The 22,006-nt window shown below is 58.8% G+C and carries 20 protein-coding genes; 11 read left to right on the plus strand and 9 right to left on the minus strand.

What is annotated here, in order from left to right:
* Positions 1–54: 54 nt before the first annotated feature.
* On the plus strand, positions 55–780 hold the full coding sequence (locus HF945_RS00365) for an SDR family oxidoreductase (RefSeq protein ID WP_290523852.1): 726 nt from the start codon (positions 55–57) through the stop codon (positions 778–780).
* A gap of 108 nt (positions 781–888) precedes the next feature.
* Complete coding sequence (locus HF945_RS00370; protein ID WP_290523853.1) at positions 889–1,479, plus strand: 2-hydroxychromene-2-carboxylate isomerase; 591 nt, start codon at positions 889–891, stop codon at positions 1,477–1,479.
* Here the strand turns inward: HF945_RS00370 and HF945_RS00375 are convergent, their stop codons facing one another.
* Complete coding sequence (locus tag HF945_RS00375; RefSeq protein ID WP_290523854.1) at positions 1,480–2,625, minus strand: lipid A deacylase LpxR family protein; 1,146 nt, start codon at positions 2,623–2,625, stop codon at positions 1,480–1,482.
* A gap of 331 nt (positions 2,626–2,956) precedes the next feature.
* Between HF945_RS00375 and HF945_RS00380 the strand changes: the two genes are divergently transcribed.
* The gene (locus tag HF945_RS00380; protein ID WP_290523855.1) at positions 2,957–4,126 is read left to right on the plus strand and encodes an acetyl-CoA C-acetyltransferase; all 1,170 of its coding nucleotides are present in this window, start codon (positions 2,957–2,959) and stop codon (positions 4,124–4,126) included.
* A 165-nt stretch (positions 4,127–4,291) separates the two neighbouring features.
* Here HF945_RS00380 and HF945_RS00385 read toward each other — a convergent pair whose 3' ends face one another.
* From HF945_RS00385 to HF945_RS00400, 4 genes are read right to left on the minus strand one after another with little or no spacing between them, the layout of a single operon-like run.
* Positions 4,292–5,404, minus strand: coding sequence for a HupE/UreJ family protein (locus HF945_RS00385; RefSeq protein ID WP_290523856.1), 1,113 nt, complete (start codon positions 5,402–5,404; stop codon positions 4,292–4,294).
* On the minus strand, positions 5,401–6,528 hold the full coding sequence (locus HF945_RS00390; protein WP_290523857.1) for a tetratricopeptide repeat protein: 1,128 nt from the start codon (positions 6,526–6,528) through the stop codon (positions 5,401–5,403). Before HF945_RS00390 ends, HF945_RS00385 begins: the two co-directional genes overlap by 4 nt.
* A 37-nt stretch (positions 6,529–6,565) precedes the next feature.
* Entirely contained in the window at positions 6,566–6,811 is a 246-nt protein-coding gene (locus tag HF945_RS00395; protein ID WP_290523858.1) for a hypothetical protein, read from the minus strand.
* 10 nt (positions 6,812–6,821) lie between these two features.
* Positions 6,822–8,342, minus strand: a complete 1,521-nt coding sequence (locus HF945_RS00400) for a DUF4331 domain-containing protein (RefSeq protein WP_290523859.1) — start codon at positions 8,340–8,342, stop codon at positions 6,822–6,824.
* 165 nt (positions 8,343–8,507) lie between these two features.
* Here HF945_RS00400 and HF945_RS00405 point away from each other — a divergent pair, with 165 nt between their 5' ends.
* Positions 8,508–9,053, plus strand: coding sequence for a sigma-70 family RNA polymerase sigma factor (locus HF945_RS00405; protein WP_290523860.1), 546 nt, complete (start codon positions 8,508–8,510; stop codon positions 9,051–9,053).
* Positions 9,050–9,736 (plus strand): anti-sigma factor, encoded by a 687-nt coding sequence (locus HF945_RS00410; protein ID WP_290523861.1) that lies wholly within the window; start codon positions 9,050–9,052, stop codon positions 9,734–9,736. Before HF945_RS00405 ends, HF945_RS00410 begins: the two co-directional genes overlap by 4 nt.
* A gap of 86 nt (positions 9,737–9,822) precedes the next feature.
* Here the strand turns inward: HF945_RS00410 and HF945_RS00415 are convergent, their stop codons facing one another.
* Positions 9,823–11,736 carry an ATP-binding cassette domain-containing protein gene (locus HF945_RS00415; RefSeq protein WP_290523862.1) on the minus strand — a complete coding sequence of 638 codons (1,914 nt, stop codon included), beginning with the start codon at positions 11,734–11,736 and terminating at the stop codon, positions 9,823–9,825.
* 58 nt (positions 11,737–11,794) lie between these two features.
* On the opposite strand from HF945_RS00415, the gene HF945_RS00420 reads away from it, so the two are divergent.
* Both HF945_RS00420 and bioA read left to right on the plus strand, forming a co-directional pair.
* On the plus strand, positions 11,795–12,259 hold the full coding sequence (locus HF945_RS00420; RefSeq protein WP_290523863.1) for a TIGR02444 family protein: 465 nt from the start codon (positions 11,795–11,797) through the stop codon (positions 12,257–12,259).
* A 151-nt stretch (positions 12,260–12,410) separates the two neighbouring features.
* Complete coding sequence (gene bioA / locus HF945_RS00425; protein WP_290523864.1) at positions 12,411–13,685, plus strand: adenosylmethionine--8-amino-7-oxononanoate transaminase; 1,275 nt, start codon at positions 12,411–12,413, stop codon at positions 13,683–13,685.
* A 283-nt stretch (positions 13,686–13,968) separates the two neighbouring features.
* Here bioA and HF945_RS00430 read toward each other — a convergent pair whose 3' ends face one another.
* Positions 13,969–14,712, minus strand: coding sequence for a ParA family protein (locus HF945_RS00430; RefSeq protein WP_290523865.1), 744 nt, complete (start codon positions 14,710–14,712; stop codon positions 13,969–13,971).
* A 197-nt stretch (positions 14,713–14,909) separates the two neighbouring features.
* Between HF945_RS00430 and HF945_RS00435 the strand changes: the two genes are divergently transcribed.
* Entirely contained in the window at positions 14,910–15,188 is a 279-nt protein-coding gene (locus tag HF945_RS00435) for a DUF4124 domain-containing protein (RefSeq protein ID WP_290523866.1), read from the plus strand.
* Positions 15,189–15,250: 62 nt separating this feature from the next.
* Positions 15,251–15,988 (plus strand): FKBP-type peptidyl-prolyl cis-trans isomerase, encoded by a 738-nt coding sequence (locus HF945_RS00440; protein WP_290523867.1) that lies wholly within the window; start codon positions 15,251–15,253, stop codon positions 15,986–15,988.
* A 318-nt stretch (positions 15,989–16,306) separates the two neighbouring features.
* On the opposite strand, the gene HF945_RS00445 is transcribed toward HF945_RS00440, so the two are convergent.
* Together HF945_RS00445 and HF945_RS00450 are read right to left on the minus strand one after the other, a co-directional pair.
* The gene (locus HF945_RS00445) at positions 16,307–16,699 is read right to left on the minus strand and encodes a hypothetical protein (protein ID WP_290523868.1); all 393 of its coding nucleotides are present in this window, start codon (positions 16,697–16,699) and stop codon (positions 16,307–16,309) included.
* 105 nt (positions 16,700–16,804) lie between these two features.
* Positions 16,805–17,449 (minus strand): TetR/AcrR family transcriptional regulator, encoded by a 645-nt coding sequence (locus HF945_RS00450; protein WP_290523869.1) that lies wholly within the window; start codon positions 17,447–17,449, stop codon positions 16,805–16,807.
* Between the two features lie 89 nt (positions 17,450–17,538).
* Here HF945_RS00450 and HF945_RS00455 point away from each other — a divergent pair, with 89 nt between their 5' ends.
* Both HF945_RS00455 and HF945_RS00460 read left to right on the plus strand, forming a co-directional pair.
* Positions 17,539–18,705 (plus strand): efflux RND transporter periplasmic adaptor subunit, encoded by a 1,167-nt coding sequence (locus HF945_RS00455; protein WP_290523870.1) that lies wholly within the window; start codon positions 17,539–17,541, stop codon positions 18,703–18,705.
* Between the two features lie 12 nt (positions 18,706–18,717).
* On the plus strand, positions 18,718–21,780 hold the full coding sequence (locus HF945_RS00460; protein WP_290523871.1) for an efflux RND transporter permease subunit: 3,063 nt from the start codon (positions 18,718–18,720) through the stop codon (positions 21,778–21,780).
* Positions 21,781–22,006: the final 226 nt, after the last annotated feature.

Genomic DNA, 22,006 nt, shown 5'->3' on the forward strand with positions numbered 1-22,006 from the left:
ACCCACCATTGGTTCCGAATTGGAACTAACTGGACCAGTGAGGGAGACGCTGTCATGCAGCAGGCGGCAGTTCTGGTGGTAGGGGCCGGTGATGCCACCGGTGGCGCTGTGGCCCGGCGGTTTGCCCGGGAAGGCTACCGCGTGTGTGTGACACGGCGAACCGAAGACGCTCTGGCGCCACTGGTTAGCAGTATCGAGCAGGATGGTGGCTGGGCCAGGGCGTTTGGTTGTGATGCCCGCGATGAGGACGCCACGGCCGCCCTGTTCGAGACCATCGAGAAAGAGGTAGGTCCGCTGGAGGTGGTGATCTTCAATATCGGGGCCAATGTGATGTTTCCGATACGGGATACGTCTGCACGGGTCTATCGCAAGGTCTGGGAAATGGCGGCCTTTGCCGGTTTTCTCACTGGCCGTGAAGCGGCTCGGGTCATGGTGCCGCGCCAGAAAGGGACGATCATCTTCACCGGCGCGAGCGCATCCCTGCGGGGCAGCAGCGGCTTTTCGGCCTTTGCCAGCGCCAAGTTTGCCTTGCGGGCATTGGCGCAGAGTATGGCCCGGGAGTTGGGGCCGCAGGGAATCCATGTGGTTCACCCGATCATTGATGGGGCCATCGATACCGCGTTCATCCGCGATAATTTCCCCGCCATGTATGCGAAAAAAGAGCAGGATGGCATCCTGAACCCGAAACACATTGCGGATGCCTACTGGATGCTCCATCAGCAACCCCGGGATGCGTGGACCCACGAACTGGATCTGCGACCGTGGATGGAGACGTTCTGACGCTACGCCAAAACCTGGCTAGAGGAGCGTCAATGGTGACGCAATAACGCAATGTCTGGCATCGCGCCGTCAGCGCTGCTGCCGGGGAATGCCTGAAAGGAAAAAATCATGACGAAAAAAATGGAATTTCTGTTCGACGTGGGCAGTCCGACTGCTTACCTGGCCTGGACTCAGCTGCCGGCGATTGCCGAGCGAACCGGGGCCCAACTGGAACTCAAGCCTATCTTGCTGGGGGGCGTGTTCAAAGCCACCGGTAATGCGCCTCCTGGTGCGGTGCCCGCCAAGGGGATGTACATGATGCGTGATCTGGCCCGCTACGCTGCGCGCTATCAGGTGCCGCTGACCATGAATCCGCACTTTCCGGTGAATACCATTACCCCTATGCGCGTCATTACCGCGGCTCTGGGTACTGATCAGGCGGTGCCCGTAGTGGACGCCCTGTTCGACGCCATGTGGAAGACCCCGTGCAAATTGTCGGAAACCGGCGAGGTGGTCCGGGTACTCAGCGAAGCGGGCCTGGATGCCCAGGCCTGGCTGGAGAAGGCCGCCAGCGAAGCCGTGAAAGAACAACTCAAGGCCAACACGGAAGCGGCGGTGAAACGCGGCGTATTCGGTGCGCCGACCCTGTTCGTGGGCAATGAGATGTTCTTCGGGCAGGATCGTCTGGATTTTGTGGAAGCCGCCCTGAACGACGCTTGATCAGAAGCTGCGGGAAAACACCAAGCCGCCCCACAGCACGTTTCGGTCGCCTTCGCCCTCGCGCAGTTCCGAGGTGTGGCCGCGCAGCACATAACTCAGCCGGTAGCCATCCGCGAACGCCCAGGTATACCCCAGCCAGGCTTCGGCCAGGGCGTGGTTGACTTCGTCGCTGTCGTAGCTCACTTCGCTGTCGCGAAACTGGCCCTGCAGAAAGGCGTTGTAGCCTCGCCCGACCAGGGCGATGCCACCCCAGACATAATGCTCGCGAATGTGTTCGCGGGTAGTGGGGTTGTTGCGCTCACCATAGCGCACCAGCTCCGGATTGCTCTGCCACCAGGGGGTGCGCAGCTTGCCCGCCCGAAAACTCAGGCTCCAGCGTGCTTCCGTAATGTACCCCAGGGAGCCTTCCACGGTGCTTTTCACTTCCAGATTGTCCGAGGAAACGGGCAGGGTTTTCTGACGCGCCAGTGAGTAGCGGGCCGTGGGTTCGCCTCCGTCACTGATCTGGTTATCCCAGCCTTCAGCATGCTGACTGCCAATCACCTTGTGCACACCGTTCTGAACGTTACCGGCCAGATCCAGCCCCAGTGCGCCCAGCGTCAAAGTGCTGTGCCAGGCGACCTGTTGCTGTGGATTCACCTGAATGCGGCTGCTGGAGACATACAGCATGCTGGCATAGGGGCGGTCATCGTAGAGAGGTGCGGCGCTGGTCTTGTCCTCCGGGGTAAAGCCGAACAGTCCGGCTTCAAAACTGTGGCCACGCACACTGCTCTCGCCAATGCCATCAAATCCCAGGGTGCGGTCGATCCAGCCCAGAGGCGCATCCAGTGAAAGAATGAAATCCAGGGCCTTGGTGCCCGTGGCGGCGGCACTGATGCCGTAGGTGTAATCCTGGTCGCGGGTGCCGGGCACCAATGCATCATTATCAAGAGTGAAGGACCAGCTGCCGGTATCGTCATTGTCTGGCTGAATCCGTGGCTGGGGCGGCTGGCCTGCATCAAATGCGGGTTCCCCCGCCCTGGCCAGCTGCAGTGAGCTGCTGTGCCCGGAGAGTGCATCGGCGGATACCGTAGACGCCATCACCAGTAAAGGGATCACCAGTGCCGTGGCCAGTGGCGGGGTTGCCGTGTGTTGTTCAATCCTCATGGTTTGTCTTCACCCTGTGGCTGCTTTGTCGGCATGGGCCGAAACCTGGGTGCTGGACGGGTTTTGAATGCTGCGGTTTGTTGTTCTGCCAGCGGTGCGCATCACGCGCACTGTCTTGCTGACAATGATCATTGCAGCCCTTTCGATGAAAAAGAGGGTTAAGTGTTGGGATTTAATCGATTTTTTCGAACTTTATGTTTTTTTACGTAGTGCAGGCTGACCGGATTCACAGAGCAGAAAAAAAAGGCGTCATTGAGCGTGGCCCGGGTGCGTCGTAGCCTTCCCTGCATATTTCCCGTGGTAATCAGTCAGAAAGATTGAGGAGGCCCAGGTGGCACAAGCATATATCGTATCAGCGGTACGTACCGCAGGCGGCAAGAAGAATGGTCGTTTGAGCAAGACTCACCCGGCAGACATGGGCGGCAAGGTCATCGACGCCCTGATCGAGCGCACCGGTGTGCCCGCCGAGAAAGTGGACGACGTGATCTATGGCTGTGTGAGCCAGATCGGTCCGCAGACCTTCAATGTGGCCCGTACCTCCATCCTTAGCTCCTGCTTGCCGGAATCCGTGCCGGGCGTGACCATTGACCGTCAGTGTGGCTCCTCCCAGCAGGCCATTCACTTTGCCGCCCAGGCGGTCATGAGTGGCACCCAGGACGTGATCATTGCCGGTGGTGTGGAATCCATGAGCCAGGTGCCGATCGGTTCTCCGGCGGTTGCCGTGAAGGAAATGGGCACCCCGTTCGATGGTCAGGTGATCAGCGAGCGTTACCCGGGCGAGAACTTCAGCCAGTTCAACGGTGCCGAACGCATGTGCGAGAAGTACGGCGTCACCAAGCCCGAGCTGGATCAGTTCGCTTACGATTCTCACAAGCGTGGTATGGCTGCCACGGAAGCCGGTCGCTTCAAGGAAGAAATCGTGCCGATTACCGTGACCCTGGAAGACGGTTCCAAGGAAGAGCACGTGGTGGACGAAGGTATCCGTTGGGAAGCGGATCTGGACGCCATCAAGGCCCTGAATCCCCTGGTCGAAGGCGGTTACATCAGCGCGGCCAACGCCAGCCAGATCACCGACGGCGCTTCCGCCCTGATGATCGTGAGCGAGAAGGCCCTGAAAGAATACGACCTGACCCCGCTGGCTCGTATCCACGCCATGGCCGTGGTTGGTTCCGATCCCACCATGGTGCTGGAAGGCCCGATCCCGGCCACCGAAAAAGTGCTGGCGCAGGCCGGCATGACCATTGGCGACATCGACCTGTACGAAGTGAACGAAGCGTTTGGTTCCGTACCGCTGGCGTGGATGAAGGCCATCGGTGCCGACTACGAGAAGCTGAACGTGAACGGTGGCGCCCAGGCGCTGGGTCACCCGCTGGGTGGCACCGGTACCAAGCTGATGGGTACCCTGATCTACGAACTGAAGCGTCGTGGTGGCAAGTACGGTCTGCTGGCGATCTGTGAAGGTCTCGGCACCGCCAACGCTACCATCGTGGAAGTGTTGTAAGTTTAAATCGAAACAACGCGTTCGTTTTGGAAAAGCCGCCTCGGGAAACCGGGGCGGCTTTTTGTTTTCTCAGGGGCGAGTAACGAATTTCGAGTTGCGAAAGTCAAAGCGTAAAAGAAAAATCTTTTGCTTTCGGTTCGCGTGGGTTTTGCTCTTCGAAACTCGTTACCCCAGTCGTTCCACCAGCCACACCCCGGCCAGCAGCATAATGGACAGCGAACCCACTGGAACAAACACACGCTGATAGAAATGGGTTTGTCGCAATAGGTAAGCCACCGGGACAAAGACCAGCACGATGGCCACCTGACCCAGTTCCACGCCCAGATTGAAGCCCAGCAGCGGCAGGAAAACGCCACTATCGGTGAGTCCCAGGTCTGCCAGTACCGAGGCAAATCCCATGCCATGAATCAGGCCGAAGACAAACGCCATCACCCAACGTTTGGGGAAAAGCCGTGGCAACAGATTAGCCACCGCGCCCAGTGCCACAGTCGCGGCAATGGCTGATTCCACCAGCCAGGAAGGCAGCGATATGATACCCAGGGTGGCCAGCGCCAGGGTCAGGGAGTGGGTGAGCGTAAAGGCCGTGACAATAGACAGTGTCTGCCACAGGGCGGTGGTCATGCTGGGAGCCGGTTGCCAGCCACCAGTCCGCCACACCAGCACGGCCGGGAACAGCAGGGTGAGCAGAAAGAGAATATGGTCGTAGCCGATCAGGATGTGGTGAATACCCTGGACAATAAAACCCTGGAAGGCTTGCCAACGGGAATCACGACTCAGTTGCTGGCGACGCTCTGCATTGCTGAACGTGGCGGTTAGCACGGTGTCATCCTGATCCAGGCGCAACAGTCCATGGTGGTCCGGATCCCGGTGAAAGAGAAACTGGTAATCTATCTCCAGGCTCTCCGCATTAATGCTGCAGTTGCCCTGTAAATGCAGCGCTGCATAACTCCCATCCACATGTTCATTAACCTGAAGGCCGGTTAGCATCATGGGACAGACAGAAGCTTGCCCATCTGCCATGGCATGGACAGTGAGTGTGGAAAGTACCTGGGTGACCAGCGCCGGTTGTTGACGCTGCAATTCCCCCCAGGTGATCTGTCCGTCCCGGTTGGCATCCACAGGCAGCACCAGATTCAGGTCTCGCAATGCGATATCCCATCGGCCGGTAATGGCGGTGCTGTCAGAACGGGTTTGTAGTTGCAGGTAGCTGTCACTGGGTTTGTGGGCCTCCGCGAGTCCGGTCGTTAGCAGCAGCAGGGCGCAAAGCAATCGTTTCATGGAGTGTCATCCTGCAGCTGTTGTGATGGGGCATCACTGATGCCATGACGAACAATGAAGTCCCTTGCCAACTGATAGTTCCTTTCATCATCGCCGGCGGCGGCACTGGCTAGAAGCAGGCGCAGGTCGCTCAACTCACGCTGCGTTTCCCAGTTAGCCCTTGCCGTTTGCAGTGCGGCGTCAGTCTCGCCGGTGACCTGTAACTGGAAACGGGCCTGTTCGCGCAGATGAATATTTCTCCCGGACTGTCGGGCTGCGTCCAGGCGGGCCTGATAGGCCTTCTGCCATCGATCAGCATTGGGGTGCTGAAGCTGTTGACCGGCAATGGACAAACGCAGCAGGGCATTTTCCCTGTCCTGCCAGGGAGTCAATGCCTTGATGACCTTGTCGTGCTTGCCTTGCATCAGCCACAGATCACTTTGCAGATAAACCAGATAGGGATCCCCGTGGGCGAGCTGCAAGGCCGTACGCAGATGCTGGTGCGCCTTGTCCGGGTGTCCCTGCTGAATCGCCAATTCGGCTAGCAAGGTGTGCAGCCAGCGTTGTTCCTGGCCGGGTGCAGCAAGTCCGCTGTTGGCCAGGCGCTGGAGGGTTTGTGCGGCTTTTTCCTGCTGTCCGGTCATGGCCTGAATGCTGCTTTGGCAAATCACCACCGTGGTGGGAGGCAGGGTCGTGGCGGCTTGGCGGCATGCATTTCGGGCCTCTTCAAAGCGACCCTGAACGCGCTCCAGGTTGGCCAGCATCAGCCAGGCCTGCCCCTGCTCAGGGCGTTGCTCAAGCAATAGATGTAGTCGCTCCCTGGCACTGGAAAAGTGATGCTGGCGTTGTTCAACCTCTGCCAGCATCAGCGCGATGGCGGGTGATGAAGGCGAAACAGACCAGGACGTCAGGGTAGCTCGTGCATAGCCGAGGAAGCGGGAGTCCTCCCGGTGTCGGGCATAGTCGATATATTCGCGGGCCTGACGGATGGCCACAGCTTCGCTCTCAGGTGAAACCGGCTGTCCCATTGCCTGTTCGGCAGGGGACAACCGGACAAGAATCTGATCGTCGGAGGCGGGGGTGTAAGGCGCCGCACTGGCCAGCCCGGCAAGCAGGCTGAGCAGTGGGACAAAAAAACGTGCCACCACCGTGGTGTGATGGCACGTCCCCCGATCCGCAAGTTTACTGGGGGGTGTTGAGGACACTGTCATAGGCCTCTGGGTCGTTGCGGTCATAATCAATCAATCGGAGATTGTTGATCTGGACTGGGTCGCGGTCGTCCCTGGTGTTGGCCAGCTGGACTTTGACAAAGGCGGTGTAGTTGATGGCCGGCTGTACCTGTACCGGGCGGCGGTCATTGTCGTCTCCGCCGCACGCGGACAGTGCCAGTGCGGAACTCAGTACCATTAACGGTGTGAAGAATCGCATGTGGCCCTCCTTACATTGGCATGGCGGCAACATTGTTGGCGCCAGGCAGTGGAGTGTTCAGATAAGGGAATGTGGTGAGATAGGCAGCCGGGTCCGGCAGTGCGCCATCATTCACAATGGCTCCACCATTCACCTGGCTATCCTGGGTACCACAGTTGCCAATTTCCCCGCCGGGGGCACTGCCGTTCACATCGCCACCGCAGAGGAAACCTTCAGCTGCTGTCAGGGCAATATCCACCACATCATCAACGGGGCGACGGCCATTGGGGAAGCCGGCAAAGTCGCCACCGGCTACGCCCAGATCCACTTGTGAACCTGCGGCAGTGGCAGGGATACCGGTATTCAGGCGCAGCATTTCACTGGGCGTGACTGAAGGCAGTTGTGTCACACCGGGTACGCCGGTGAGGAAAACAGTGACCAGATCGTTACGTGGGGTTTCCGGTGCAGTCACCCCGAACAGGATTTCCACCAGTGCCGGCAGTGTCGGGTTGGTCACATAGGTGGCAAACTGGCCGTCGTCTTTGGGCTCGCTGGCATTGAAGCGGTCCTTGTCCTGAAGGCCAATCACGACCTCGTTCACCAACGGACTGCCGAGGCGGGATACCTGGGTATAAGCCCCTCCCTTCACGGCAGGGCCTTTGGCGTTGGCGCTGGCAGTAGTCTCCGTACCTTTTGGCGCAGGGTTAAAAACCGTGGCCTGACGAACGCTGGCGGTGGTCCAGCCACCGATAACGGTGTTCTCACCGGTCAGGCAGGAAGCCGGAACTTCCAGGGCCAGGCTGGTAACGTTCTTGTCACCAATGGTATTGCTGCGTGAATCACGATCTCCAAGCGGATTCAGGGCGACCAGATCAAAAACCTCACCCAGATTCACCACGAACCCTTCCTGGCGCTGACCAACGAATACCTTGCCAGGCATGGGGCAATCGGGAATGGTCACGTCATGGATAAAGCTGTTGGCATAGGTCGCATAGTTGTTAATGGACTTGGTGCCGATGTTATCCAGTGGCTTGTCGAAGGTGTCGCTACCGCTGCCCGCATCGGTGAGGGGCTGTACGTTACCGGTGCGGCGGTCGCCAGTGATCATTTTCACCGTGTAGGTTTCAAGTACGTTCTGTGCACTGTTGTCACCCGCAGTGATGGCGCCAATGTTGATCAGTGGAACAGGAACACTGGTGCCATCCACGTCGACGGCCAGATTCTTGCGTTCGGTATTGAACTGGAACTGGAAGGTGATGTCTTCCTGGGCGTTCCCGGTGTTGTCAATGTGAATCTCGTAGATGGCATCGTCATCCAGCGAGAAATAATTCGGGCCGCCGTAGGCATCCTGTAGTGGCAGGTAGTTGGCAATCAGTGTCACGTAGCCGTCACGGCCGGATTCGTAGCTGTTGAACATGTAGAAGTCGGTTCCATCCACTTTGGGCATGCCAGTAATGAACGGGGCTTCACGGTGGCTTGACGCCAGGGTGCCAGTGCTTGCCAGCAGGGCCGCCATGCAGGTGACTGGCAGGATTAATGAACGGCGTTGCATGAGGAATCTCCCTTCTTTGTTTTTTCGTGAAGAGAGTTACGTGTGGGTTTGCGAAACGGATGCAGATTTATTTTGTTTTTTTATGCATCCGTCGCCGTGTCTTTCACGTACTACTAACATGGCCAATGTCATGACTGGGCCCCTGTATCTACTCAGGTCTCAGTTATGGATTGCGATAACGAACGGCTGGTAACGTTGCTGGCGAAATCCGCACAAGGTGATCGGCAGTCGTTTGCTTGCCTGTATCAGCAAACCCGTGCAGCAGTGTTCGGAATGTGTGTGCACCTGCTGCGCAACAACGAAGAGGCTCAGGACGTGCTGCAGGAAACCTATATTCAGGTCTGGCACCACGCCGGTGAATACCACGCGGACCGGGGCACTCCAATGACCTGGATGATGTCCATTGGCCGCTATCGTTGCCTGGATGCATTGCGCCGTCGCCGCCATCATGTCGATTTTGACAAGGTCAAGGAAAGTCAGTTGGTGGACGAATCAGGTCCCATGGAAGCCGCCGATGCCCAACTGGACCGGCAGCGGCTCAGTGATTGCCTTAAAGACCTGGATGAGCGTTATCGGTCCACCATCGAGATGGCCTATTTTCGCGGCTTTACCCATCAGGAACTGGCGGTAGCCATGGGGCAGCCTCTGGGTACCACCAAGAGTCTGGTGCGCCGTGGGCTGTCGGTACTCAGGCGGTGTCTGGGACCATGAAGCCGGAACACTTTGAACGCAATCAGGCGCTGGCGTCGGAATATGTGGTGGGGACACTGCAGGGGGGTGCGCGCAAGCGTTTTGAGCGCTGGATGATGGAGTCACCGCGGTTGCGTCGCCAGGTATGGTACTGGGAGCGTCGCCTTGAACCTTTCAATAACAGTCTGCCCAAAATCGAGCCTCCTGCGCAGTTGTGGGACCAGATAGAGCAGCGCCTGTTCGCTGAATCTGTGCCGGTTGCCGACAAGCGTGGAGCGAGATTCTGGCGCTGGAGTGCGTTACTGGCCATGGCCAGCTTGTTGATCATGCTGGTGTGGACGCCGCTCCCCGAGCAGAGCCGACAGGGGTTGGTTGCGGTAGTCCAGTCCGAGCAGGCTCAGCCGTTGTGGGTAATGAACACTTCAGCCACAACCCACAGCCTGACGCTCAGGGCTTTGCCGCCGGTGGCGGTGAATGCTGAGCAGGATTACGAATTGTGGCTGCTGTCTGACAAGGGTGTGCCCATTTCCCTGACGGTGTTGCCCACCGAGGGGGCGGAGTTGCGCATTACCTTGAGTGAGGATCAGGTGCGAGAGTTGCTGAAGAGTCGTTCGTTGGCCATCAGCCTTGAGCCGAAGGGCGGGTCGCCCACCGGGCAGCCCACTGGTCCGGTGGTCTATCAGTCTCAGTTGGTAGAAATGTGATTTTTATGCCTGATGCCTGACGCAGGATGCTCGACGAAGCGATTTGTCTGGTGACATCATGCGTCCAGCATCATGCATCAGGCGTTTTATTCCATTTCCGCTTCTGCGTCTTCCAATGCCTCCATGGCTTCCAGTAAATCGCCTTCCAGCTCGTCGTGTTGTTTCTTGAGGCGGGCCTGGTCGCCGAGCAATCCATTCATTTCGTTCTTGCGACTGTCATCCGTATAGAGGGATTCGTCGCCCAGTGCGGCTTCTGTTTCCTCCAGCTGGCGTTCACAGTCGGCTAACTGTTTTTCCAGTTTTTCCACCTGTTTTTTTAGCGGCCGCAGTTGTTCACGTTTCTGTGCCGCCTGCTGCCGGCGGGCTTTGGCGTCCAGCCCGTCGTCGACCTTTTCCTCGCGCACGGGTTTGCCGTCCTTGCGGTTCTGTTGCAGCCAGCGGGCGTAGTCATCCAGGTCCCCGTCAAAACGGGAGACAGTACCGTTGGCCACCAGCCAGAATTCATCCACGGTGGTTTCCAGCAGGTGGCGGTCATGGGAAACCATAACCACGGCGCCTTCAAAGGCCTGGAGCGCCAGGGTCAGGGCTTCGCGCATGTCCAGATCCAGGTGGTTGGCCGGTTCATCCAGTACCAGCAGGGCGGGCTTTTCCTGCACGATCATGGCCAGTGCCAGGCGGGATTTTTCGCCACCGGAGAAACGACCAACGGGCGCAAACACATCATCGCCATGAAAGCCGAACCGGCCCAGCTCACTGCGAAGCTGCGATTCGCTCCACTTGGGGTAGAAGCGGGACAACATCTGATAGGGCGTATCGTTGTGGTCCAGCCGGTCCACCTGTTGCTGGTGGAAGTAGCCCACGGCCAGATCGTTGTCTTTTTCGAAGCGGCCGGCCAGCGGGGGCAGCTCGCCTACCAGAGTGCGCACCAGTGTGGATTTGCCGGCGCCGTTGGGGCCCAGCAGGCCCAGCCGGGATTCCGGTCGCAGGCTCAGGCTCACGTCATGGAGAATGGCCACATCCCCTTCCGCGTTCTGATAACCACAGCGCACCTTGTCCAGGTTTTCCATGGGGTTGGGTAGCTTCTCCGGCGTGTGGAAGTCAAAACTGAAACCGGAGTCCACGTGGGCGGGGGCAATCAGCTCCAGTTTTTCCAGCGCCTTGACCCGGCTCTGGGCCTGTTTGGCTTTGCTGGCCTTGGCTTTGAAGCGGGCAATGAATTTTTGCAGGTGCGCCACCTGGGCCTGTTGCTTGTCGTGCATTTTCTGTTGCAGGGCCAGCTGCTCAGCCCGTTGGCGTTCGAAATCGGAATAGCCGCCACTGTAGTGATTCAGCTTTTGCCGTTCGATGTGCAGGATCTGGTTTACGGTGGCATCCAGAAATGCCCGGTCGTGGGAAATTACCAGCAGGGCGCCGGGTTGTTGCACCAGATAGCTCTGCAGCCAGAGGATGGCGTCCAGGTCCAGATGGTTGGTGGGCTCATCGAGCAGCAACAGGTCTGCGTCAGTCATCAATACCTGGGCCAGGTTAAGGCGCATGCGCCAGCCCCCGGAAAAGCTGGAAACGGGCTGCTGCTGTTGCGCTTCGCTGAACCCCAGGCCGGCCAGTAACGTGGCGGCACGGGCAGGCTGCTGCCAGGCATGCAGGGCTTCCAGCTCCCCATGGGCCACGGCAATGGCATGATTGTCTCCCCGGCTTTCGGCATCAGCGAGTTTCCGTTCGGCTGTGCGCAATGCCTTGTGGCCGTCAAGCACATAGTCCACCGCGGGCTGTTCCAGGGCAGGGACTTCCTGCGCCATCATGGCCAGACGCCAGTCGGCGGGGCAGTTCAGATGACCGCCGTCGCTCTCCAGGTCACCCATGATAAGCTTGAACAGTGAGCTCTTGCCGGTGCCATTGCGACCCACCAGGCCCACCCGCCAGCCTTTGTGCAGGACAAAGCTGGTATCTTCCAGAAGCAGGTCGGGGCCGCGGCGCAGATTGATATGTTCCAAAGAGAGCATGATAGGGAGCCAGTTGGAGTCGCAGGAAACCGGCGCAGTGTAACGTATTGGGGGAACCGTGGACGATACCGTGAAACAGGATCTGTGGCGTTATGCGCTACTACGCTGGCAGGACCGGGCCTTCGAGCAGGCTTGCCTGCGCCTGCAGGATGACTACCAGGTGCCGGTGTCCCTGTTGTTGTGCGGTCTTTGGCTCGCCGAGGCGGGCAAGCAGCCGGATGCCATTATCGGCCGGCGCATGGCCGAGGTGGCGCAACAATTCGAAACCGACTATCTGCGCCCCCTGCGTAGCGTGCGTCGCAAGGCCGCAGATGACGCCCGTCTTCCCGAGTTCAAACGCCAGATCCAGCAGGTGGAGCTGGAGGGCGAGCGCTGGTTGCTCACCACGTTGCCTGGCATGTGTGACAACCTGCTGCCGGCAGGCCGGCCGGTGGATGCCATGGGGTGGTTGCTGGTGCTGGTGCCGGAGGTGGCGCAATGTGAAGGGCTGCAGAAAACCCTTGGCGAGCTAGTGGCACTGTAGGAGTACCTCTTGAGGTGCGAACAAATCCGTTACTCGTTAGCACCCGGTTCGCACCTCAAGAGGTACTCCTACAGTATCTGCCTCATGCCGCTTTTGAATTTTCAACGTCCCCCTGCCATCCTTCGCTTCCACGTTTCGCCCGGATAGCCCCATGACCACCGATCTTGATTTCGACCGTGACCATCTCTGGCACCCCTATACCTCCACGTCAAAGCCGTTGCCTACCTACCCGGTGGCCAGCGCCAGCGGGGTGCGGCTGACCCTGGAGGATGGGCGTGAGCTGGTGGACGGCATGTCGTCCTGGTGGGCGGCGGTACATGGCTATAATCACCCGGTGCTGAACCAGGCCGCAAAGGACCAGATCGATCGTATGGCCCATGTGATGTTCGGCGGCCTTACCCATGAACCGGCGGTGGAGCTGGGTAAAAAGTTGGTGGCACTGACGCCGCAACCGCTACAAAAAGTGTTTCTGGCAGACAGTGGCTCGGTGTCCGTGGAAGTGGCGATCAAGATGGCTCTGCAGTTCTGGCTCAGCCAGGGCTATCAGGGCAAGGACAAGCTGTTGGCCCTGCGCAACGGCTATCACGGTGACACCTTCGGTGCCATGGCAGCCTGTGATCCGGTCAATGGCATGCATTCCCTGTTCAGTGGCGTGCTGGCGCAGCATCACTTTGCCCCGGCACCGCGGAGCCCGTTCCAGGGACCGCTGGACCCGGCGGATGTGGCGGCCTTGCGTGAGCAGCTGGAGCAGCACGGTGACGAGATTGCGGCGGTGATTCTGGAACCCGTGGTACAGGGCGCCGGTGGTATGCGCATCTATAGCCCGGAGTACCTCAAGGCGGTACGCGATCTGTGTGATGAATTCAGTGTGCTGTTGATCTTCGACGAGATCGCCACCGGCTTCGGCCGCACCGGCAAGCTGTTTGCCCTGGAGCATGCTGATGTCTGTCCCGACATTCTCTGTCTTGGCAAGGCCATTACGGGGGGCTACATGACCCTGGCGGCGGCGTTGTGTACCGACAGGGTGGCTGCGGGTATCTGTGACGGTGAGGCCGGGGTACTGATGCATGGTCCCACTTTCATGGGCAATCCACTGGCCTGCGCGGTGGCCAACGCCAGTATCCAGTTGTTGCTCGACTCGGACTGGCAAGGACGTGTCGCCGCCATCGAGAAACAGCTGAGCGAGCAACTGTTGCCGTTGAAATCGCTGGATAGCGTGGAAGACACCCGGGTGCTGGGCGCTATTGGTGTGATGGAAATGAAAACGCCGGTAGCCATGGAGGAGGTCCAGAAAACCTTCGTGGAGCAGGGGGTGTGGATTCGCCCATTCGGGAAGCTGGTCTACATCATGCCGCCGTTCGTGATCGAGCCCGAAGACCTGAGCAAACTCATCGCCGCCATGAGAGATCTGGCAGAGCGGAGCTGACAGCTACAAGCTACGCTTGATTGAAAAGGCGAACCCCAAATAGTTCCCGGGTTTTCAGGCTTTCTACGAAGCCGCTGTAGGAGCGAGCCTGCTCGCGATCCGAGCCCAAGCGAGGTAAGGATTCCAGAAACGTTTTTGCCTTTCGACACTCGCTACTCGAACCTCGACACTCATCCCTTGCCAAGTCTTGTATCGCTTGCAGGCAAGCGCCCACAAAAGGCCGCAACGCGGCCTTCGCGTGTTGCCTGTTGCGTGAAGCGTGCGGCGTCACCTGTTGCGTCTCTTATCGAAACCCCGGCATGGCCTGAATCAGGTGCCGCTGCACTTCCAGCCATTCTCCGATCAGGCGCCAGTGCTGCTTGTCATCCAGATGGCGTGAAACGGAAGCATCCATGATGCCTTCGCCGTGGGTCATGGCTTGCACGTACTGTTGTGTATCGCGCAGGGTTACCAGATAGGGAATCTTCAGGCTGGCCAGAAACTGGCGCAGGGATTCATACATGCGGGTGCGGGTACGCACCCGGTTGGCGATCACCGCCAGTCGCCGAGGCCGGCGTCGATAACTGGGGGTGAGCATCACGTTCTGCAGGAAACGGGTGGTGGCCCGAATATCGATGGGGCTGGGGAGTACCGGAACCAGTACGATCTGCGACAGGCGCATCAGATGATCCAGCTGGTGAGCATCCAGCCCGGCCGGGGAATCGATGATGACGACCTCGCCGGCCTGGTCCAGTCGCTGTTGCAGGCGTCCCAGGGACAAAGGTTCTCCCGCCGGCCAACCGAGGCCATGGATGTAGTCGGTCAGGCGAAGCTTCAGCCATTGCAGGGCGGATTGCTGGGGATCCAGATCCATCAGGGTGACATGCCGGCCAAGCGCTTCGTAATAGCAGGCCAGGTTGGTGGAAATGGTGGTCTTGCCGCATCCCCCCTTGCTGTTGGCAACCAGAATAACAGTGCGCTTGGCCCCAGAAGAGGCTTGGGGAAAGCGTGTTGCGCGATTTGTCGTTCCGTTCTGTGCGCTATTCATGCCGTGGGTTGCCAAATATTTCGTATGATTCTACCCCTCGTGCCAGGGGATGCACATGCAGTGATAGAAAGAGTGACCCCGCTCACAAACCACCACAGTACCCCATTTGTTATGAAAGTGGTGTAAATTGTGAGGCGATTTGCCATCACCGGGGAACCTTCAGTGGTTTTCCTGTCTTAACTGGGGATGAAAGCGTCATGCGTTATTTCCTGATTCTGCTGGTGTTGATTGCCGCTGTTGTAGCTGCGCTGTTCTTCGTGCCATTGGAGAACGGCAAGCCTCTGCTCAATTGGCAACAGGTTGAAGACAACTGGCAGGACCCAGACCAGTTGCTGGACGGTGGAGTGGAAAGTTTGGTCAATAAATCGGAACAAACCACACTCTTCCGCTGGCGTGACCCGCAGGGAAACTGGCAGTATGGCCAGATTCCGCCCCCGGGGGTAGACGCAGAAGAGATGACAATCCAGGCCCGATGATCGTTTTTCAGTCCGGCCTGGGGGAATGAATACACAATAAGATGAGTCCATTTGGAGGCAGAATGAAGAAGTTGGGAATCGTGCTGGCAGGTACCGTACTGCTGGCGGCCTGTGGCCAGGAAAAAGCCGAGCTGGACACTGACAACCAGAAAGGCTCCTACGCGCTGGGCTTTGTGAGTGCAGAGCAGATGCAGCAGCTGGGTGTGCTGGACAAGGAGGCTTTCATTGCCGGTCTCAAGGATGGCCTGCAGGAAAATCCGCAAGGCGAGCTGACCGACGAAGAAATGCAGGCTGCCCTGCAGGCATTCCAGCAGCGCGTAATGGAAGCGCAGCAGGAAAAAATGAAGGAAGCCATGGAGCAGCAGCAGAAAGACATGGAAGAAGCGGGCGCCAAGAACAAGGAAGAGGGCGCGGCTTTTCTGGAAGAGAACGCCCAGCGTGACGGTGTGACCGTGACCGAAAGTGGTCTCCAGTATGAAGTGCTGACTGCCGGTGAAGAGGGTGCCCGGTCTCCGACCCTGGAAGACACCGTGGAAGTGCACTACCACGGCACCCTGCCCGATGGCACCGTATTCGACAGCTCCGTAGAGCGTGGCCAGCCGGCCTCCTTCGGTCTCAAGCAGATCGTCAAGGGTTGGCAGGAAGCTCTGCCCATGATGAAGGAAGGTGACAAGTGGAAGATCGTGCTGCCGCCGGAACTGGGTTACGGCGAGCAGGGCGCAGGCCCGGGCAGCGACATCGGCCCGAACCAGGTGCTGATTTTTGAAATCGAGCTGCTGGACGTGAAAGGCGACGAGTAATCTCGCCGTTTCACCCATAAAAAAAGGGCGCCTTGAAAGGCGCCCTTTTTTTATGGGTGAAAACGGCCGCCAGACGCTGGATGCCAGACGCCTGACGCTAAAAGCCGAAACCAAAACCGGGAGAGCTGGGTTGTGGGAGCGTGCCTGCACGCGAATCCTGTTGGTGACGTCAAGCCCTTCGCGTGCAAGCACGCTTGTATGGTTTCCCGGCGCGGGTGTGGCCTTTGCGTGATGCGTGTTGCAGCCGCAGAGCGGCCTTCAAGCGGCAAAAAAAACCGGCCAGAAGGCCGGTTCAAACGAGGAAATTCAGTTCCGTATTCAGTCGTGCCAGCCACTCACCTTGCCGGAGCAGACCCAGTCCTTGGAGGCTTTGGTGACACCAACCCAGTTATAGCTGTATCGGCCATTGGCCTTGTAGGTGCTCCATGACTTGGTGCTGCCGGCTGAAATGCCGGAAGCGCCACAATCCTCAGAACCGGAATTGCGCTCGTTGCAGAACCGCGCGTAGATGCGGTGACTGCAGACATTGCGGTAGGTGACGATGAACTTGCCATCGGTGTAAGTGCTCCATTTGGCGTCTGCCACCACCATGCAGGGCCCGCCGGTAGAGGTAAGGCCGTCCCAGCAGGTATCGCTGTCCACCGAAGAAGAGTAATCCGCCACTGCCAGCTGTGAAGACAGCAGGATGGCCATTCCCAGTACCTTTTTCATAGTTTGCTCCCGTTGCGTTTCATTCCCTGCCAGACAGGTTAGCGAAGCCGCGGGGCGAGCGCGTCACCCAAATGAGGTATGTGATGCAATGGTGAGTGCTGTTGGTCAGTCCTGGCGTTCAGGGCCATTGGCGCGCAGGAACATGTCCACGGCGCGCTCTACATGGGGCTGGGCTTCAATGGCGGTCATGGGCTCACGGATGCCGATCAGGGTACGCATATGCTCGCAGCCCTGGAGCAGGGAAAAGAAACTCTCCGCAGCGTGCTTCGGGTCCGGGGTGGCCAGCAGGCCGGCCTCGTTGGCCCGGTTGATCAGGTTTTCCATGGCGTTGAGCGTGCGTTGCGGGCCCGCTTCGAAGAACAGGCGCGACATCTGAGGATCCTGGGTCGCCATGGCGCACATCAGCCGCTCCAGAGCCACCACTTCCTTGCTGTGGATCAGCTCCACAAAGGCCAGGCCAATGCGGGTCAGGCTGGCGCGGATGGGAATGGACACGTCCAGATCGAACAGCGGTTCCGGTAGGGTGTTGTGACATTTCGCCTCTACCGCGGCAGAAAATAACGTTTCCTTGTCGCTGAAGTGGCTATAAACCGTAAGTTTGGAGACGCCAGCCTCCTTTGCCACCGCATCCATACTGGTGCCGCTGAAGCCGCCACTGAGGAACAGGCGCTTGGCCGCGTCCAGAATGGCTGTGCGTTTGGCGGGGTCCTTGGGGCGGCCGCGGTTGGCCGCGGCGACAGAAGTGCTCATAATTTCAATACTGGACGGTTCAGTTTAGTAAATTTACTATACCGGTCAGTATAGCATACCGGCAATAGCCGGTGACTGAGGGTGCTCACATGTTGCGTAACACCGTTTTCCCTGGCCTGCTGGCCGGTTTGTTGGCTTTACAGGGCTGTTCCGATGGGGACGCCAACCACAACGAGATTCCACGTCCGGCGCTGGTGACCCAGCCGTTATCGGCCAATGTGGGGCAGGATGTGTTCCCGGGCGAAATCCGGGCACGTTATGAGCCCCAGTTGGGCTTCCGCATTGGTGGCAAGATCAGCCAGCGGCAGGTGGATGTGGGTGACAGGGTCAGTAAGGGCACCAGTCTGGCCAAGCTGGATACCGACGATGTGCGCTTGCAGCTGGATGCGGCCCGGGCCCAGTTTGCCTCTGCCCAGGCGGATCACAAGTTAGCCAAAAGCGAGCTGGAGCGCTATCGCGAATTGTTGGAGCGCAAAGTGATCAGCCGGTCCCAGTTTGATTCTTTCGAAAGCCGCTTTGATGCCAGTACCGCCCAGCTGCGTCAGGCTCGTGCCAATCTGAATGTGGCTCGCAATCAGGCGGACTACGCCTCTCTCAAGGCCCCTCGTGACGGTGTGATTGCCCAGCGCCTGGCGGAAGCCGGGCAGGTAGTGGCTGCCGGGCAGACGGTCTTTGTGCTGGCTGCCGATGGTGACCGTGAAGTGCGCATTGATCTGCCGGAGCAGGACGTGGGCCGGTTTACCATTGGCATGGCGGTGGCCATCGAGCTGTGGTCCCGTCCGGGGCAGGTCTTCCCCGGCCACCTGCGGGAGCTGTCGCCTGCGGCGGACCCCCGTTCGCGAACTTATGAAGCGCGGGTCGCGTTCGACAACGACCAGGTCGGTGCGGAGCTTGGTCAGTCTGCCCGGGTGTTTGTCAGCGGGGCAGAGAATGACGTGCTCAGCATTCCTCTCTCCGCCCTGACCGCGGAAGAAGACGCCACCTATGTGTGGGTGGTGAATCCGGACAACAGCACCCTGGTAAAAACCCCGGTGGAAGTGGGCCCTTACCAGGAGCAGGTGGTGCCGGTGGTGTCCGGCTTGCAGGCCGATGACTGGATTGTGGCCGCTGGCACTCATCTGGTGCGCAATGGCCAGATGGTGATTCCCGTAGATCGCCAGAACCGTCAGGTGGAACTCACCGCGACCGCAGAGGCGCCGCGGCAGGAACAAGCCCCGGCCGAGCCGGCGGATGACGCTGTCGACCAGGGCGAATAAGGGGAACTCACCATGTCGTTCAACCTGTCGGAATGGGCACTGAAAAACCGCGCGCTGGTGCTCTATGCCATGCTGTTGCTCGGTGCCATCGGGGCGATTTCCTACGCCAATCTTGGCCAGAGTGAAGATCCGCCGTTCACCTTCAAGGTGATGACCATCAATACCCTGTGGCCCGGTGCCAGTGCCGAGGAAGTCTCCCGGCAAATCACCGAGCGTATTGAAAAGAAATTGATGGAGACCGGTGACTTCGAACGCATCCAGTCTTACTCACGGCCGGGCCAGTCGCTGGTCATGTTCATGGCCCGGGACGAAATGCGCTCAACCGATATCGATGATCTCTGGTACCAGGTGCGCAAGAAAGTGGGCGATATCCGCCACACCCTGCCACAGGATGTGCGTGGTCCATTTTTCAATGACGAGTTCGGTACCACCTTCGGCAATATCTATGCGCTCACCGGCAAGGGCTTCGATTACGCCATCATGAAAGACTACGCCGACCGTTTGCAGCTAACGCTGCAACGGGTTGACGATGTGGGCAAGGTGGAACTGATTGGCCTGCAGGATGAAAAGGTCTGGGTAGAAATATCCAACACCAAACTGGCCTCGTTGGGGATTCCCCTGGTAACGGTGCAGCAGGCACTACAGTCGCAGAATACGGTTGCCGATGCCGGTTTTTTTGAAACCCCCACCGACCGTGTACGTCTGCGCGTATCCGGCGAATTCACCAGCGTTGATGACATTCGCAATTTCCCGATTCAGGTTGACAATCGCACCCTGCGTCTGGACGACATCGCCAATGTGTACCGTGGCTTCAGTGACCCGTTCCAGCCTCGCATGCGTTTCATGGGAGAAGATGCCATTGGCATTGCGGTTTCCATGAAAGAAGGCGGGGACATTCTCCAGCTGGGTGAAAACCTGGACAAGGCGTTTTCCGAACTTCAGAAAAGCCTTCCCATTGGCATGGAGCTGCGCAAGGTCTCCGATCAGCCGGCGGCGGTGGAAGCCGGTGTGGGCGAATTCGTTCAGGTGCTGATGGAAGCGTTGGTCATCGTGCTGCTGGTGAGCTTCTTCTCGTTGGGTTGGCGCACCGGCATGGTGGTGGCGCTGTCCATTCCGCTGGTGCTGGCGATCACCTTTGCGTCCATGAAGTATTTCGATATCGGCCTGCACAAGATTTCTCTGGGGGCACTGGTGTTGGCCCTGGGGCTGATGGTAGACGATGCCATCATTGCGGTGGAGATGATGGCCATCAAAATGGAACAGGGCTTCAGTCGCCTCAAGGCTGCGGGGTTTGCCTGGACCAGCACCGCGTTCCCCATGCTCACCGGTACCCTGATCACCGCGGCCGGTTTCCTGCCCATTGCCACGGCAGAATCCAGCACCGGGGAATACACCCGCTCCATCTTCCAGGTGGTGACGATTTCGTTGTTGGCATCCTGGGTGGCAGCGGTGGTTTTTGTGCCGTACCTGGGGGACAAGTTGCTGCCGAGCCTGGTGCGTCATAATCGTGATGGCGAAGTACATGACCCTTACCAGAAACCGTTTTACCGCAAGTTCCGCCAATGGGTGGAGTGGTGTGTGCGTTACCGCAAAACGGTAATCGCCATTACGGTCGGCATCTTCTTTTTCTCGCTCTTCCTGTTCCGTTTTGTGCCGCAGCAATTCTTCCCGGCTTCAGGACGTCTGGAGCTGATGGTGGACCTGAAACTGGAAGAAGGGGCCTCGCTCAATGCCACCCAGGAATTGGCGTTGCGTCTGGAAAGCCAGCTTGGCGAAAACCCGCTGATTGAAAATTACGTGGGCTACATGGGAAGCGGGTCGCCCCGTTTCTATCTGTCGCTGGATCAGAAGTTGCCGGCCGCATCACAGGCACAGTTTGTGATCCTGACTCGCAATGTGGAAGAGCGGGAAGAAGTGCGCAGCTGGCTGATTCAGTTGCTCAACGATCAGTTCCCGACAGTACGTAGTCGCGTATCGCGTCTGGAGAACGGGCCGCCGGTAGGTTACCCGCTGCAATTCCGTGTTTCCGGTGAACACATTCCGCAGGTGCGCGAGTTGGCTCGCCGGGTAGCGGAAAAAGTGCGTGCCAATCCGCATACCATCAACGCGCATCTGGACTGGGAAGAGCCCAGCAAGGTGGTGCGCCTGAACGTGGACCAGGACCGAGCCCGGACCCTGGGGATCAGCACCCAGGATTTGTCGGTGGCGCTGCAGGCGTCCCTGTCCGGGGTGGTGGTGAGCCAGTTCAGGGAAGATAACGAGCTGATTAATGTGGAAGTGCGCGGCGACAGCCGTGAGCGACATGCCCTTGGGCTGCTTGGCAACCTGGCCGTACAAACGGAAAACGGGCGGGTGCCGTTGAACCAGATCGCGACACTGGAATATGGCTTTGAGGAGGGCATCATTTGGCACCGGGACCGGTTACCCACGGTGACCATCCGTGCGGACATTGGCGACGATGCGCTGCCGGCCACGCTGGTGAACGAAATCATGCCGACCCTTGCCGCGGTGCAGGCAGACCTGCCGCCGGGTTACCTGCTGGAAGTGGGCGGCACGGTGGAAGAGTCGGCCCGTGGCCAGCAATCCGTGAATGCAGGCATGCCCCTGTTTGTACTGGTGGTGATTACCTTGTTGATGTTGCAGCTACGGAGCATGCCGTTGTCACTGATGGTCTTTGTGACTGCGCCGCTGGGGTTGATCGGCGTTACCCTTTTCCTGTTGTTGTTCCAGAAGCCGTTTGGTTTTGTGGCCATGCTTGGCACCATCGCTTTGGCGGGAATGATCATGCGTAATGCGGTGATTCTGGTGGACCAGATTGGTCAGGATATGGCGCAGGGGCTGACCGCTTGGGATGCGATCATTGAATCCACGGTGCGCCGTTTCCGTCCCATCGTGTTGACTTCATTGACCGCTGTGCTGGCGATGATTCCGTTGTCACGGAGCGTATTCTTCGGCCCCATGGCGGTGGCCATCATGGGTGGTCTGATCGTTGCCACCGGTCTCACCTTGTTGTTCCTGCCCGCCCTGTACGCGGCCTGGTTCAGGGTCAAGGAAGAACACGCCGAACCCCGTTAACGAACGCTGAGTCTGCCGGTACCTACCGGCTTTCCCCTTGCCCCGGCCTTTTGCCGGGGCTTTTTTTTGGCTCTTCGCGGATTTGAGGGAAAGTTAAGCGGCCTGGTCGAAGGTCGGACGTCAGAAGTCTGACGCCCAAATCAAACCCCGGGTTTGCAGTCATGCTGTTCATTCAGGTCGTGATTTTGGTTTTTTGTGGGAGCGTGCTCGCACGCGAAGCCTTAAT

The sequence above is a fragment of the Alcanivorax sp. genome (genome assembly GCF_017794965.1).
In the GTDB taxonomy this organism is placed as follows: domain Bacteria; phylum Pseudomonadota; class Gammaproteobacteria; order Pseudomonadales; family Alcanivoracaceae; genus Alcanivorax.